The organism is Streptomyces sp. NPDC027672, from assembly GCF_055566335.1.
In genome coordinates this window covers 560,273-575,026 of the sequence record NZ_JBVHSO010000001.1, presented here as the reverse complement: position 1 = coordinate 575,026, position 14,754 = coordinate 560,273, and the positions used below count along the sequence as shown (strand labels likewise).

Here is a 14,754-nt window from a genome sequence, read left to right as displayed (position 1 = left end):
GCTCCTTAGAGGGGGATGTTTCCGTGCTTCTTCGGAGGCAGGGATTCCCGTTTGGTGCGCAGTTGACGCAGACCGCGGACGATGTGGGCGCGGGTGTCGGACGGCATGATCACCGCGTCGACGTAACCGCGCTCGGCGGCGACGTAGGGGTTGAGGAGGGTGTCCTCGTACTCCCGGATGAGGCGGGCGCGTACCGCCTCGACGCTTTCGGCGTTCTCCCCGTTCGCTTCGGCCTCGGCGAGGGTGCGGCGGTGCAGGATGTTGACCGCGCCCTGGGCGCCCATCACGGCGATCTGGGCGGTGGGCCAGGCGAGGTTGAGGTCGGCGCCCAGGTGCTTGGAGCCCATCACGTCGTAGGCGCCGCCGAAGGCCTTGCGGGTGATGACGGTGATCAGCGGGACGGTGGCCTCGGCGTAGGCGTAGATCAGCTTGGCGCCGCGCCGGATGATGCCCTCGTGTTCCTGGCCGACGCCGGGGAGGAACCCGGGCACGTCCACGAAGGTGAGCACCGGGACGTTGAAGGCGTCGCAGGTGCGCACGAAGCGTGCGGCCTTCTCGGAGGCGTCGATGTCGAGGCAGCCGGCGAACTGCATCGGCTGGTTGGCGACGACCCCGACCGGGCGGCCCTCGACGCGGCCGAAGCCGGTGAGGATGTTCGGCGCGAACAGGGCCTGCGTCTCGAAGAACTCGGCGTCGTCCAGGACGTGTTCGATGACCGTGCGCATCTCGTACGGCTGGTTCGCGCTGTCCGGTACGACGGTGTCCAGCTCGCGGTCCTCGTCGGTGACGGCGAGATCCGCCTCCTCGGGGAAGACGGGGGGTTCGGAGAGGTTGTTGGACGGCAGGTACGACAGCAGCTGCTTGACGTACTCGATGGCGTCCTTCTCGTCGCCGGCCATGTGGTGGGCCACGCCGGAGGCGGTGTTGTGGGTGCGGGCGCCGCCCAGCTCCTCGAAGCCGACGTCCTCGCCGGTGACCGTCTTGATGACGTCCGGGCCGGTGATGAACATGTGCGAGGTCTGGTCGACCATGACCGTGAAGTCGGTGATGGCCGGGGAGTAGACCGCGCCGCCGGCGCACGGGCCGACGACCAGGCTGATCTGCGGGATGACGCCGGAGGCGTGGGTGTTGCGGCGGAAGATCTCGCCGTACGCGCCGAGGGAGGCGACGCCTTCCTGGATGCGGGCGCCGCCGGAGTCGTTGATGCCGATGACCGGGCAGCCGGTCTTCAGCGCGAAGTCCATCACCTTGGCGATCTTCTGGCCGTAGACCTCGCCGAGGGCGCCGCCGAAGACGGTGAAGTCCTGGGAGAAGACGGCGACCGGGCGGCCGTCGACCGTGCCGTACCCGGTGACGACGCCGTCGCCGTAGGGGCGGTTCTTCTCCAGTCCGAAGTGGGTGGAGCGGTGCTGGGCGAACTCGTCCAGCTCGACGAAGGAACCCTCGTCGAGGAGCAGTTCGATCCGCTCACGGGCCGTCAGCTTTCCCTTGGCGTGCTGCTTCTCGACGGCGCGCTCCGAGCCGGCGTGCGTCGCCTCGTGGATGCGCCGCTGGAGATCCGCGAGCTTCCCCGCGGTCGTGTGGATGTCGATCTCTTGGATCTCGTGACGCTCTTCCGGCTCGGACATCGGGATGCGGCTCCCTGCCTGCTCAAAAGGGGGGACGGTTACTCATTCGTAGAGTAGTGGCGGGCTCACCTATCAGCAGTGCGTCGTTTACCACACCTAGGGTGGCTTGCATGACGCCCCAGAATCCCTCAGACGACAGCCGCTGGTCCGACCTCGACCGTCCGCCCCTGAACGCCGTGTCCCTGCGGCGCGGGCTGGTGCGGGAGGGAAGCCTGTACCGGGAGATCGAGGTGGTGCGGCGGACCGGTTCCACCAACTCCGACCTCGCCGCGCGGGCCGCCGCCGGGGAGGCCGGGGAGGGGGTGGTGCTGGTCGCGGAGGAGCAGACGGCCGGCCGGGGCCGGCTGGACCGGAGCTGGACCGCGCCGCCGCGCTCGGGGCTGTTCTTCTCCGTCCTGCTCGAACCGGGCGAGGTGCCGGTGGCACGGTGGGGCTGGCTGCCGCTGCTGACGGGCGTGGCGGTGGCGACGGGGCTGGCGCGGGCGGCGGGCGTCGACACGGCGCTGAAGTGGCCGAACGATCTGCTGGTGACCGTCGGCGGACAGGAGCGCAAGGCCGGCGGCATCCTGGCCGAGCGGGCCGGCGCGGACGGCGTCGTCGTCGGCGTCGGGATCAACGTCACCCTGCGGGCGGACGAGCTGCCGGTGCCGCAGGCGGGGTCGCTGGCGCTGGCCGGTGCGGTGAGCACGGACCGCGATCCGCTGCTGAGGGCGGTGCTGCGGTCGCTGGAGGACTGGTACGGGCGCTGGCGCACGGCGGGCGGCGACGCCTCGGCGAGCGGACTCCTGGAGGCGTACACGGCGGGCTGCGCGACCCTGGGCCGCGAGGTGCGGGCGGAACTCCCGGGCGACCGGGCGCTGGTGGGCGAGGCGGTGGCCCTGGACGGGGACGGCCGGCTGGTCATCGCCACGAAGGAGGGCGTGCAGGAGCCGGTGGGAGCGGGGGACATCGTGCATTTGCGTCCCGCTTAGGAGGCGGCTGCGCGCCTGGGGGCGGCGCGGGGGGACGCCGGTGGGGGTTCGCCCCGGGGCGGCGTGGGGGGCGTCTGCCGTGGGGACGGCGCGGGACCGGGCGCGAGCAAAGGGACCGGTGCCGCTACGCCGGCTGCCGCGGGCGGCACCACACGGCGCGGGTGCCGTATCGCCTGCCGCGAGCGGACATCCGCCGGGGCGGGTGCCGTGTCTACGGCCGCGGGTGGTCGCTTCCCGGCGTGGGTGCTGTGTCGGCTGCCGGGGGCGGTCGCCTGCCGGCGTGGATGCTGCTTCTACGGCCGTGGGTGGGCGCCTTCCGCCACGGCTGCCGCGCTGGCTGCTGCGGGTGGTCGCCTTCCGGCACGGACGCCGCGTCGGCCGCTGTGGGTGGTCGCCTTCCGGCACGCACGCTGTGTCGGTTGCCGCGGGCGGACATCCGCCGGGGCGGGCGCCGTGTCTACGGCCGCGGGTGGGCGCCTCCCGTCACGGCCGTCGCGCTGGCTGCTGCGGGTGGTCGCCTCCCGGCACGGACGCCGTGTCGGCCGCTGCGGGCGGGCATCGTCCGATGCGAGTGCCGTGTCGGCTGCCACGGGCGGTCGCCTCCCGGCGCGGGCGCCGCGTCGGCTGCCGTGGGCGGACGCCTCCCGGCGCGGCCCCTTCCCGTCGTACGCGACCGTCTCACCGGGCGTCCTGCCGCCGCCCCGTCCGGGGCGTCGGCCGCTCGTGGTGTCGGCCGGGTCCGGGGCGCCGGTGCCCCCGGAAGCGTGTGGCAGCCAGCGCGGGATTGCCTTGGACCTGCTTCGATGCGGGGGACGGGGGTGTGGCCCCGGGGCGGTGGCGGGGGTCCGGGAGGGACCCGTCGGCCCGGCCCGACGGAGTGAGCTGGCGCACACCTGCCGTAGAGTTGAGGCCGGTCGAAACCTGACCGCGGCAGATCGGAAGGGCAGCAGGCGTGACCGTCGACGACACGGGCTCCGGCGCTGGCGGGGACGGCGACCGGGTGGATCCCCACGCCCCCGACACCGGCGAGGACCCGCTGGCCCTGCGGCTCGAACAGCTCATCCTGGGCGCCGAGCGCCGCTACACCCCGTTCCAGGCCGCCCGCAGCGCCGGTGTGTCCATGGAGCTGGCGTCCCGGTTCTGGCGGGCCATGGGCTTCGCGGACATCGGCCAGGCCAAGGCCCTCACGGAGGCCGACGTGCTGGCGCTGCGCCGGCTCGCCGGTCTGGTGGAGGCCGGGCTGCTGAGCGAGGCGATGGCGGTGCAGGTGGCCCGGTCCACCGGGCAGACCACCGCCCGGCTGGCCGAGTGGCAGATCGACTCGTTCCTGGAGGGCCTGACCGAGCCGCCGGAGCCGGGGATGACCCGCACCGAGGTGACGTACCCGATCGTCGAGCTGCTCCTGCCCGAGCTGGAGGAGTTCCTCGTCTACGTCTGGCGCCGCCAGCTCGCCGCCTCCGCCGGCCGGGTCGTGCAGGTCGCCGACGACGAGGAGATGGTGGACCGGCGGCTCGCCGTCGCCTTCGCCGATCTCGTCGGCTTCACCCGGCTCACCCGCCGGATGGAGGAGGAGGAGCTCGGCGAGCTGGTCGAGGCGTTCGAGACGACCGCAGCCGACCTGGTGGCCGCGCGCGGCGGCCGGCTGATCAAGACCCTCGGCGACGAGGTGCTGTACGCGGCGGACGACGCCGGTACGGCCGCGGACATCGCGCTGCGGCTGGTGGAGACGCTGGCGAACGACGAGACGATGCCCGCGCTGCGGGTCGGCATGGCGTTCGGCACGGTGACCACCCGGATGGGCGATGTGTTCGGTACGACGGTCAACCTGGCCTCCCGGCTGACGTCCATAGCCCCCCGGGACGCCGTCCTGGTCGACAGCGCCTTCGCGGAGGAGCTGATCCGCACCGGCGAGGCGCCGGTCTCCGAGGCGGAGGCGGCGGAGGCCGCGGCGGCGGCCGAGAAGGAGGGCGAGGAGCCGCCGGTGTACCGCTTCGCGCTCCAGCCGATGTGGCAGCGCCCGGTACGCGGGCTCGGCGTGGTCGAGCCCTGGCTGCTCACCCGGCGCGACAGCCAGCCGTAGCCGGTCACCGTCCGTCCCGGCCGGGCACCCGCGACGGCCGGTCCCAGCCGGTCACCGTCCGTCCCGGTCGCCGAGTACGTCCACGCACAGGCCGATCACCGGCAGGCAGACCCCGTCCGGTCCGGGCCGGTCCGGACCGGGTCCCGCCGGGCCGGTGGCGGGCGGGGCGGAGCGGGTGGCCAGGAGGGACGGCGCGGGCGCGGCCGGCGGGCGCGGTGCGCGGAGCTGCTCCGGTCGGTGCGGACGGTCCGGGTACGGCGTGTCCGGGGCGCTCGGGGGCGTGCGGAGCGGGGTACGGCTCGCGCTGGTCACGGGCGGGGGCGCCGGCGGCGGCGTGGCGGCCCGGGTGCTCGCCGCGGGGCGCGGGGAGCGGTCGGCCGGGCGGGGGACCGCGTCCGTCGTGGCGGGTGCGCCCGTGCCCGGTGCCGGGGCGGTCCGGAGCACGGCGAACACGGCCGCGGCCAGGATCAGGGCGCCGGCCGTCAGCAGCCACGTGCGGGAGCGGGGCCTGCGGTGCCGTCCGCGGCGTACGCCCGGCGCACTCCGCGGTGCCGCCCTCGGTGTCATGGGTTTTCCTCCCCGGCGCGCGCCATGAAGGAGCGCACGTTATGCGCCGCGGTGGGCGAGGTGCCGGGATACGGCCGGGTTGTCACTCGAACGGGCGTAGGGCCCTGGTCTTTTCCGGATCGGTCGCGGCTGCGATGATCGGACGTGTAGGAAGTTAACCCGCGTTAACCGGAGGGCGTCATGAGCGAGGAGCGGTTCGGGGAGTTCGTGCTGGTGCGGCGGCACGGGCCGGTCGCGGAGCTGGTGCTGGACCGGCCCAAGGCGATGAACGCCGTCTCCACGGAGATGGCCCGCTCCCTCGCCGGCGCGTGCGCCGCGCTCGCCGGTGACCGCGAGGCCCGGGTGGTCGTGCTGACCTCGTCGCACGCACGGGCGTTCTGCGTCGGGGCGGACCTGAAGGAGCGGAACTCCTTCACCGACGCCGAACTGGTGCGCCAGCGCCCGGTGGCGCGCGGGGCGTACACCGGGGTGCTGGAGCTGCCGATGCCGACGATCGCGGCGGTGCACGGCTTCGCGCTGGGCGGCGGTTTCGAGCTGGCCCTGGCCTGCGACCTGATCGTGGCGGACCGTACGGCGGTGGTGGGGCTGCCGGAGGTGTCCGTGGGAGTGATCCCGGGCGGCGGCGGCACGCAGCTGCTGCCCCGGCGGGTCGGTGCCGCCCGCGCCGCCGAGCTGATCTTCACGGCGCGGCGGGTGGAGGCGGCGGAGGCGGCCGGGCTGGGGCTGGTCGACCAGGTGGTGGAGGAGGGGCGGGACCGGGAGGAGGCGCTGGCCCTCGGCGCCCGGATCGCCGCGAACTCGCCGGTGGGGCTGCGGGCCGCCAAGCGGGCGCTGCGGCTGGGGCACGGACTGGATCTGCGGGCCGGCCTGGAGGTCGAGGACGCGGCGTGGCGGGCGGTGGCGTTCTCCGGGGACCGGGCCGAGGGCGTGGCGGCCTTCAACGACAAGCGCAAGCCGCAGTGGCCGGGCGAGTAGACCCGGCCCCGGGCCGGGCCGCGCGGTCCGTCTGATCAGCTTCCCGGCATCCCGGAAGGGGGCAGCCGGGGCCGCGCGGTCCGTCTGATCAGCTTCCCGGCATCCCGGAAGGGGGCAGCCGGGGGCTCGCCGTCCACCTGCTCGCTTTTACCGGCGCCCCGGAAGGGGCGGCCCGGCCCGTGTGCTCCACCTGATCGCCCTCCCGACATCCCGGAAGGGAACATTCCTCCCTAATCTGGAGTAATGGGTGAGGACGAGCGGCTGGCCGCGGTCGTGGCGCTGGCCCAGGGCATGGCGGCGGCGCACACCCCCCGGGAGTCCTGGCGGGCCGCCGCCCTCGGGGCCTGCCACGCGCTGGACGGCGGCTTCGCCGCGCTGTCGGTGTGGGAGCGCGAGCTGGGCCGCCTCCGGGTCCTCGCGAACGTGGGGGACCGCACGCCGGACGAGGAGGAGTTCCCGGAGTCCGAGACGTATCCGGTGCACCAGTTCCCGGAGATCACCGAGTTCCTGCACGAGCGCTGGGCCGGCGGCGGCGGCCCGCACGCGTGGGTGGAGACCGCCGCCGGCGCGGCCGCCGGCACCCCCGGGTACCTCCATCAGCGGGTCGCGGCCCTGCGCCGCAGGGGCCGCGGCTGCTGTGTGGTCGCCCCCGTCGTCCTGCACGGCCGCGCCTGGGGGGAGCTGTACGTGGCCCGCCCGGTCGGTGCGCCGCTGTTCGCGCGGGCCGACGCCGACTTCGCCACCGTGCTGGCCGCCGTCGTCGCCGCGGGCATGGCGCAGACCGAGCGGCTGGAGGAGGCCCGCCGGCTCGCGTACACCGACCCGCTGACCGGTCTGGCCAACCGCCGGGCCGTGGACGTGCGCCTGGAGGAGGCCGTAGACCGGCACCGGGTGGAGGGCGTGGCCGTCAGTCTCGTCGTCTGCGACCTCAACGGGCTCAAGCGGGTCAACGACACCCTCGGGCACGCCGTAGGCGACCGGCTCCTCGAACGCTTCGGCTCGGTGCTGTCGCTGTGCGGCGCGATGGTGCCGGGCGCGCTGGTCGCGCGGCTCGGCGGGGACGAGTTCTGCCTGCTCGCGGTCGGGCCGCCGGCCGACGAGGTGGTGCGGGCTGCGGACGAAGTGTGCCGCAGGGCGGGGGAGTTGGAGCTGGGCGAGGGCGTCGCGTGCGGGGTCGCCTCGACCGAGGAGGCGATCGGCGAGGTGCGGGACGCCCGGCGGCTGTTCCGGCTCGCGGACGCCGCCCAGTACCGGGCCAAGGCGCTGCGGCTGAGCCGGCCGGTGGTGGCCGGCCGGGAGGGGCCCGAGGACCCGGTCGTACGGCTGGCCGACGAGCCGCCGCCGCCGCGCGCCGAGCGGCGCCGGTTCCGCGGGCGCCGGCCGTGAGGCGAAGCCCACACCGCGCGGTAAGGGGTGACTCCGCCTTCCACTAGTGACACCGTCGCATTCAATGCGTACGCTCCTGAATATGGATATGCACACTGTGGTGGTGGGGACGTCCGGTGTCACGGCGTCCGACGTTCTCGCCGTGGCGCGCGGGGGTGCCCGCGTCGAGCTGTCGGCGGAGGCGGTGGCGGCCCTCGCGGCGGCCCGGGAGATCGTGGACGCGCTGGCGGCCAAGCCCGACCCGGTCTACGGCGTCTCCACCGGCTTCGGCGCGCTGGCGACCCGGCACATCAGCCCCGAGCTGCGCGCCCAGCTACAGCGCAACATTGTCCGCTCGCACGCCGCCGGCATGGGCCCCCGGGTCGAGCGCGAGGTCGTCCGCGCCCTGATGTTCCTGCGGCTGAAGACCGTCTGCTCGGGACACACCGGAGTGCGGCCCGAGGTCGCGCAGACCATGGCCGACGTGCTGAACGCCGGCATCACCCCGGTCGTGCACGAGTACGGCTCCCTCGGCTGCTCCGGCGATCTGGCCCCGCTCTCCCACTGCGCCCTCACCCTGATGGGCGAGGGTGAAGCCGAGGGCCCCGACGGCACCGTACGGCCCGCCGGCGAACTGCTCGCCGCGCACGGGATCCGGCCCGTCGAACTGCGCGAGAAGGAGGGCCTGGCCCTCCTCAACGGCACCGACGGCATGCTCGGCATGCTGATCATGGCCCTCGCCGACCTGGACACCCTGTACAAGTCCGCCGATGTCACCGCGGCCCTCACCCTGGAAGCGCTGCTCGGCACCGACAGGGTCCTCGCGCCCGAACTGCACGCCATCCGGCCGCACCCGGGACAGGCCGCCAGCGCCGCCAACATGCTCGCCGTGCTGGAGGGGTCCGGGCTCACCGGGCACCACCAGGACGACGCCCCGCGCGTGCAGGACGCCTACTCCGTGCGCTGCGCCCCGCAGGTCGCCGGCGCCGGCCGCGACACCCTCGCGCACGCCCGCCTGGTCGCCGAACGCGAACTGGCCGCCGCCGTGGACAACCCGGTCGTCCTGCCCGGTGCTCCGGGCTCCGGCGAGGACGGGCGGGTGGAGTCCAACGGCAACTTCCACGGCGCGCCCGTCGCCTATGTGCTGGACTTCCTCGCCATCGCGGTCGCCGACCTGGGCTCCATCGCCGAGCGCCGCACCGACCGGCTGCTGGACAAGAACCGCAGCCACGGCCTGCCGCCGTTCCTCGCCGACGACGCCGGTGTCGACTCCGGTCTGATGATCGCCCAGTACACGCAGGCCGCGCTGGTCAGCGAGTTGAAGCGGCTCGCCGTACCCGCCTCCGCCGACTCCATCCCGTCCTCCGCCATGCAGGAGGACCACGTCTCCATGGGCTGGTCGGCCGCGCGCAAGCTGCGCACCGCCGTGGACAACCTGACCCGGGTCATCGCCATCGAGCTGTACGCGGCCACCCGCGCCGTCGAACTGCGCGAGGGCCTCACCCCGGCGCCCGCCACCCGGGCGGTCATCGACGCCGCGCGCGCCGCGGGCGTCCAGGGGCCGGGCCCGGACCGGTTCCTCGCGCCCGACCTGGCCGCCGCCGACGCCTTCGTGCGCGGCGGTGACCTGCTCACGGCCGTGGAGAAGGTCACCGGTCCGCTCCAGTGAGCCACGGCTCCGGATGAACGCGAGGGGGCCCCGGCCACGGCCGGGGCCCCTTCCGCGTCATCGACGGAACGTCACTTCAGCTTGGCGGCCTGCGCCTTCACCACCGCGGCGGAGACCGTGTACGGCTTCTTGCTCATCATCGCGCCGATGTTGACCGTGGTGTACGTCGCGAGCGTGTTGCCGTGCCGCACCACCTCGGCGTGCAGCGGCAGCGCGCCGTCCTCGCCCGCCTCGTCGGTCGCCGTGAACGCCACCGACGCGTCACCCGTGCCGGCGGACTTCTCCTCGGCGACCTTGGTGAACTCGCCCTTCTCGCCGTCCTGCTCGCCGGCGAAGCCGTCCGCGCAGTTCTCGACCGCGTCCTGGACGGACTTCAGGGCCCGCTCGGCGCCGTCCCCGTCGTACGAGGCCAGGGTGACCACGGTGACGTCGAGGTCCATGGACTTGTTGATCGCGCCCTCGAACCTGCCGTCGGACAGGCCGTCCAGGGACGTGGCGCCGTCCGTGGGAGCCTTCTTGTCCTCGGTCGCCATACGGCTGGTGTGCGCCGCCGGGGTGCCGGGCGCGATGCCGGCGAAGGCCTGGAGCACCGGGGCGCACCCGGCGTCGGCGGACGTGACCTTGCTCCGGTCGGAGACGCCGCCCTTGACCGGTCCCACCGTGTACCCGGGCACCTCGCCCTTGGCGATGATCAGCTTCTCCAGCTCGGCGGCGCTCGGCGTCCGCGCGGCCGGCTTCGCCCCGTCCCCGCCCGCGGTGCTCCCGGCGCCCGGGGACTTCTCGTCGCCACAGCCGGTGACGAGGGCGAGCGACAGCACGCTCACGACCGCGGCGGCGCACAGCCGCCCGCCCGATGATCTCTTCATGGGCGAACTATGTGCGGGCTGTCAAAGTTCAGTCAAGGAAAATCAAAACCCCAGGCGCTCGCGGCGCACCGAATACACCACGAATCCGGCGCCCACGGCGAGGAACAGGCTGCCGCCGACGACGTACGGCGTGGTGTCGAAGCTGCCGGTGTCGGCCAGTTCGGCCTCCTCCACCGCCGGCTCCGCGGTCCCGGCACTCTGCGCCGTGACCGCTCTGGCCTGCGTGACGTGCACGACCCGGGCCGGTGTCGAGACAGCCGCCGCATGACTCTCCGGGGCCTCCTGGGAGGCGTTCGCGGACGGGACGAACCACAGCGCGCACAGCAGGGTGCCGGCGGCGGTGGCGGTCAGCAGCGGGCGGCGAGCGGATGACACGGAATATCGATCCCCTTGTGACGCTGGCGAATTGGCCGTGTGAGGCGATGTTAGTGAAAGGCGCGGGTCACAGGAAAGTCACGGGAGGTTTCGGCCGTACGCTCGCGCCATGACCACAGAAGAGACCTCACGTTTTGTACGGCTTCGCGTCGAGCTGGTGCTGGAAGTGCACGACGAGGACGAGCTGACCAAGGCCGCGCTGCGCCGGCTGGCCGGGGACACCGAGCTGCCCCAGGCGGAGCGGCCCCAGGCCGAGGCCGCTGTGACGGAAGACACCGCGGAGGCCCTGGCGTATCTCGTGGACCCGTTCGACCTGGTCGGCGAGGTGCCCGGAGTGGAACTCCAGCAGGCGTCCTGGTCCAGCGAGGCGATCGACTACGACCCGGATTCGCCCGAGTGGGACCTGGACGAGGATGATAGGGAGGACGACGAGGAAGAGGACGGCATCGGCTGAGCGTCCCGGGGCACCCAGGGCCCCGGACGGCGACCGCCGTCCGGGGTCTTCGTCGTCCCGGGGGAGCGCACGGACCACATCCCGCACCACCGGCGTCCCGCCGCGAGCCGCGGACGTGGGATGCCCCACAGCCTGACGGGGTGGGGAACGGGACGAACCGGCCGTAGCGTTGAAGGTTCTCGACGGGGACTCTCGGGGTTATCGCGACTCGGCAACGATGGAGAAGCTTGTGATGACGGACAGTAAGCGGCGCAGGGGCCTGACGGCCGCGTCCGCTCTGCTCGGTGGTGTGCTGGTGCTCACGGCGTGTTCCGGCGCTGACGCCGATGCCTCCAGTGGCGGCAGCGGCGACACCTCGCAGGCCACGGTCGACGAGGCGGCGGCCAAGAAGTCCTCCGAGGCGCAGATCACGATCACGCCGAAGGACGGCTCGGACAACGCGTCGATCAACAACGCCGCCGGCGTCACGGTGCGCAAGGGCACCCTGACGGCCGTCACCATGACCAGCCGGGACGGCAAGACCGTCGCCGGTGAGCTGTCCGCGGACAAGAAGAGCTGGAAGCCCAGCGTCCAACTGGAGCGGTCCACCACCTACAAGCTGGCCGCGGCGGCGAAGGACTCCGAGGGCCGCATAGCCCACGAGAACGCCTCCTTCACCACCGTCTCCCCGGCCAACAGCTTCATCGGCAGCTTCACCCCGGACAACGGCACCACCGTCGGTGTCGGCATGCCGGTGTCGATCAACTTCGACAAGGCGATCACCAACAAGGCGGCCGTGCAGAAGGGCATCACGGTCAGCTCCAGCAGCGGCCAGGAGGTTGCCTGCCACTGGTTCAGCGCCAACCGCATGGACTGCCGCCCGGAGCAGTACTGGAAGGAAGGCGCCACCGTCACCCTGAAGCTGGCGCTCGACGGCGTCGAGGGCGCCGCCGGCGTCTACGGCGTCCAGCAGAAGACGGTCACCTTCCACATCGGCCGCAACCAGGTCTCGTACGTCGACGCGCAGACCAAGCGGATGAAGATCACGCAGGACGGGAAGGTCGTCAAGACCATACCGATCTCCGCCGGCTCGCCCGACAACAAGACGTACGAGGGCCAGATGGTGGTCTCCGAGAAGTTCACGGAGACCCGGATGAACGGCGCGACGGTCGGCTTCACCGACGACGACGGCAAGGGCGAGTACGACATCAAGGACGTGCCGCACGCCATGCGCCTGACCACCTCCGGCACCTTCATCCACGGCAACTACTGGGGCGCGCCCTCGGTGTTCGGCAACGTGAACACCAGCCACGGCTGCGTCGGCCTCCAGGACAAGAAGGGCGCGAGCGACCCGAGCACGCCCGCGGCCTGGTTCTACGACCACACGCTGATCGGTGACGTGGTGGTCGTCCAGCACACCGGCGACAAGACGGTCTCGCCGGACAACGGCCTCAACGGCTGGAACATGGACTGGGCGCAGTGGAAGGCCGGCTCGGCCGTCTGACGCCCCCTCACCCCGTCCGCCGGTGCCGCCCCCAGGGGCGGCACCGGCTTTTTCACCTCCGGCCGCGGCCTTCTCATGCTTCTCTTATGGCGGCCTTATGGTGGCATCACGGTCCGTGCCTAGCTTGCGGCCATGTTCTTCACCTACCTGAGGCGCGAACTGCGCCGCCGCAGAAAGGCGGCCCTCGTCGTCGCCTCCGGGCTCGCGCTGGGTATCGCGCTCGTCATCGTCGTCGACTCCGTGTCGAACGGCATGGGGAAGGCGCAGGACAGGGTCCTCCAGTCGCTGTACGGGCTCGGCACGGACATGACGGTCACCAAGGCGGCGTCGGCGCCCACCGGCGACGCCCAGCGGCCCCGGTTCCGGTTCGACGCGCGCGGTGACGACGACAGTTCCGCCCAGAGCAGCGACCGCGTCACCGTGCAGGGCTTCCAGACGCTGTCCGCCGCCACGGTGGGCAAGGTCGGCGCGCAGCCCGGCGTCTCGGACGCGGTCGGCGGGCTGAGCCTCCAGGTCGTCAAGGTCAGCGGCCAGTTCACCCGGGGCAAGGTCCAGCAGGACGGCGGCGGCTTCCAGCGCGGCGGCGAAGGCGGCCCGGGCCAGGTGCAGGGCGGCGGCGCCGACTTCGACGTCAACAGCTACTCCGTCTACGGCACCGACGTCACCAAGCCCGGCCTCGGCCCGCTGACCTCCTCCAAGATCACCAGCGGCCGCGCCTTCCGGCCGGCGGAGTCGGACGCCAAGGTCGCCGTCGTGGACTCCGCCTACGCCCGGCAGAAGAAGTACAAGGCCGGCTCCACCGTCACCGTCAAGGGCGTCGCGTTCACGGTGATCGGCATCGCCACCGCCGACAGCGGTGACGCCGCCGCCGACCTGTACCTGCCGCTGAAGCGGGCCCAGGCCCTGGCCGGCGCCAAGGACAAGGTCACCACGGTCTACGTCGAGGCGACCGACTCAACGAAGATCGGCAGCGTCCGGTCCGCGATCCGGAAGAACGTCCCGGGTACGACGGTCACCACCTCCGCCGACCTCGCGGACACCGTCTCCGGCTCCCTGTCCACCGCCTCCTCGCTCGCCGCCGGCGTCGGCAGGTGGCTGTCCGCCGCCGTGCTGGCGGCCGCGTTCCTGGTGGCCGGTCTGCTCACCTCCTCCGCCGTCTCCCGGCGGGTCCGCGAGTTCGGCACGCTCAAGGCCCTGGGCTGGAAGTCCGGCCGGGTGACCGGCCAGGTGATCGGCGAGGCCGTGGTCAACGGCCTGGTCGGCGGCGTCCTCGGCATCGCCCTGGGCCTGGCGGGCGCGTACGCCGTCACCGCCGTCAGCCCCGGCCTGGAGGCCCAGCTCGGCGGCGGCGCGGGCGGCACCACCGGCGGCGGCTTCGGCGGACCGGGCCGGCAGCCCGCGAAGACGCTGGAGGTGGCGCTCACCGCCCCGGTCAGCGTCACCACGATCGTGCTGGCGGTGGGCCTGGCGGTGGCCGGCGGTCTGGTCGCGGGCGCGTTCGGCGGCTGGCGCGCGTCCCGGCTGCGCCCGGCGGACGCGCTGCGGCGGGTGGAATGACCCGGCTTTCCGACCCGTCCCGTAAACCACTCAGGAGCCATCCCGTGTACGAGCTGAAAAACGTCACCAAGCGCTACACCAGAGGCAAGGACACCGTCCACGCCCTCGACGGAATCGACCTCACCATCCCGGACGGCGACCGGCTCGTCATCCAGGGCCCCACCGGCGGCGGAAAATCCACCCTGCTGCAGATGCTCGGCGGCCTCGACCGCCCCACCTCCGGGGAAGTCCTCCTGGACGGCACCGACCTGGCCGGGCTCGGCGAGACACGGCTGACCCGGCTCCGCAGCCAGAACATCGGCTTCGTTTTCCAGTCCTTCAACCTCATCCCGACGCTCACCGCCCAGGAGAACGTCGAGACCGCCCTCGTCCCCCTCGGCGTCAAGGCCGGGGAACGACGCGAACGCGCCGCGCGGGCGCTGGAATCCGTCGGCCTGGGCGAGCGCCTCGGGCATCTCCCCGGCGAGATGTCCGGAGGTCAGCAGCAGCGTGTCGCCATCGCCCGCGCCGTGGTGAAGCAGCCCAAGGTGCTGCTGGCCGACGAGCCGACCGGCAATCTCGACGAGGGCATGCGCGACGAGATCATGGACGTGCTCGAACGCCTGTGGAAGGAACACGGGCTGACCTTCATCATGGTCACCCACGACTCCGCGCTGGCGAAAAAGGCGCCGCGACTGGCCACGCTGCGCAAGGGCAAGATCACGGTGAAGGAGAACGCCGACGCCTGACGGTCCATAACACCCTTTCCGGTAAAGGGACTTCGC

At 73.0% G+C, this 14,754-nt stretch carries 13 protein-coding genes; 9 read left to right on the top strand and 4 right to left on the bottom strand.

Annotated features, from left to right (window positions below):
• Positions 1-5: 5 nt before the first annotated feature.
• Positions 6-1,628, bottom strand: coding sequence for an acyl-CoA carboxylase subunit beta (locus ACZ4SV_RS02545; protein ID WP_397970936.1), 1,623 nt, complete (start codon positions 1,626-1,628; stop codon positions 6-8).
• Between the two features lie 110 nt (positions 1,629-1,738).
• On the opposite strand from ACZ4SV_RS02545, the gene ACZ4SV_RS02540 reads away from it, so the two are divergent.
• Complete coding sequence (locus ACZ4SV_RS02540; RefSeq protein WP_468000821.1) at positions 1,739-2,599, top strand: biotin--[acetyl-CoA-carboxylase] ligase; 861 nt, start codon at positions 1,739-1,741, stop codon at positions 2,597-2,599.
• A gap of 952 nt (positions 2,600-3,551) precedes the next feature.
• Entirely contained in the window at positions 3,552-4,679 is a 1,128-nt protein-coding gene (locus tag ACZ4SV_RS02535; protein ID WP_468000819.1) for an adenylate/guanylate cyclase domain-containing protein, read from the top strand.
• Positions 4,680-4,730: 51 nt separating this feature from the next.
• On the opposite strand, the gene ACZ4SV_RS02530 is transcribed toward ACZ4SV_RS02535, so the two are convergent.
• Positions 4,731-5,246: a hypothetical protein gene (locus tag ACZ4SV_RS02530; protein WP_468000817.1), complete on the bottom strand. Its 516-nt coding sequence runs from the start codon at positions 5,244-5,246 to the stop codon at positions 4,731-4,733.
• 180 nt (positions 5,247-5,426) lie between these two features.
• On the opposite strand from ACZ4SV_RS02530, the gene ACZ4SV_RS02525 reads away from it, so the two are divergent.
• The 3 genes from ACZ4SV_RS02525 to hutH all read left to right on the top strand — a co-directional run bounded on the left by ACZ4SV_RS02525 (position 5,427) and on the right by hutH (position 9,255).
• Complete coding sequence (locus ACZ4SV_RS02525; RefSeq protein WP_468000815.1) at positions 5,427-6,221, top strand: enoyl-CoA hydratase/isomerase family protein; 795 nt, start codon at positions 5,427-5,429, stop codon at positions 6,219-6,221.
• Positions 6,222-6,464: 243 nt separating this feature from the next.
• Entirely contained in the window at positions 6,465-7,607 is a 1,143-nt protein-coding gene (locus ACZ4SV_RS02520; protein WP_468000813.1) for a GGDEF domain-containing protein, read from the top strand.
• Positions 7,608-7,695: 88 nt separating this feature from the next.
• Complete coding sequence (gene hutH / locus ACZ4SV_RS02515) at positions 7,696-9,255, top strand: histidine ammonia-lyase (RefSeq protein WP_468001300.1); 1,560 nt, start codon at positions 7,696-7,698, stop codon at positions 9,253-9,255.
• A 71-nt stretch (positions 9,256-9,326) separates the two neighbouring features.
• Here the strand turns inward: hutH and ACZ4SV_RS02510 are convergent, their stop codons facing one another.
• Both ACZ4SV_RS02510 and ACZ4SV_RS02505 read right to left on the bottom strand, forming a co-directional pair.
• Positions 9,327-10,121, bottom strand: coding sequence for a hypothetical protein (locus ACZ4SV_RS02510; RefSeq protein ID WP_468000811.1), 795 nt, complete (start codon positions 10,119-10,121; stop codon positions 9,327-9,329).
• 42 nt (positions 10,122-10,163) lie between these two features.
• Entirely contained in the window at positions 10,164-10,496 is a 333-nt protein-coding gene (locus tag ACZ4SV_RS02505) for an LAETG motif-containing sortase-dependent surface protein (protein WP_365883970.1), read from the bottom strand.
• Between the two features lie 109 nt (positions 10,497-10,605).
• On the opposite strand from ACZ4SV_RS02505, the gene ACZ4SV_RS02500 reads away from it, so the two are divergent.
• The 4 genes from ACZ4SV_RS02500 to ACZ4SV_RS02485 all read left to right on the top strand — a co-directional run bounded on the left by ACZ4SV_RS02500 (position 10,606) and on the right by ACZ4SV_RS02485 (position 14,718).
• The gene (locus ACZ4SV_RS02500) at positions 10,606-10,950 is read left to right on the top strand and encodes a hypothetical protein (protein WP_365883971.1); all 345 of its coding nucleotides are present in this window, start codon (positions 10,606-10,608) and stop codon (positions 10,948-10,950) included.
• Between the two features lie 232 nt (positions 10,951-11,182).
• On the top strand, positions 11,183-12,433 hold the full coding sequence (locus ACZ4SV_RS02495; RefSeq protein ID WP_468000808.1) for a L,D-transpeptidase: 1,251 nt from the start codon (positions 11,183-11,185) through the stop codon (positions 12,431-12,433).
• A gap of 132 nt (positions 12,434-12,565) precedes the next feature.
• The gene (locus ACZ4SV_RS02490; protein ID WP_365883433.1) at positions 12,566-13,990 is read left to right on the top strand and encodes an ABC transporter permease; all 1,425 of its coding nucleotides are present in this window, start codon (positions 12,566-12,568) and stop codon (positions 13,988-13,990) included.
• A gap of 44 nt (positions 13,991-14,034) precedes the next feature.
• On the top strand, positions 14,035-14,718 hold the full coding sequence (locus ACZ4SV_RS02485; RefSeq protein WP_397949027.1) for an ABC transporter ATP-binding protein: 684 nt from the start codon (positions 14,035-14,037) through the stop codon (positions 14,716-14,718).
• Positions 14,719-14,754 lie beyond the last annotated feature (36 nt).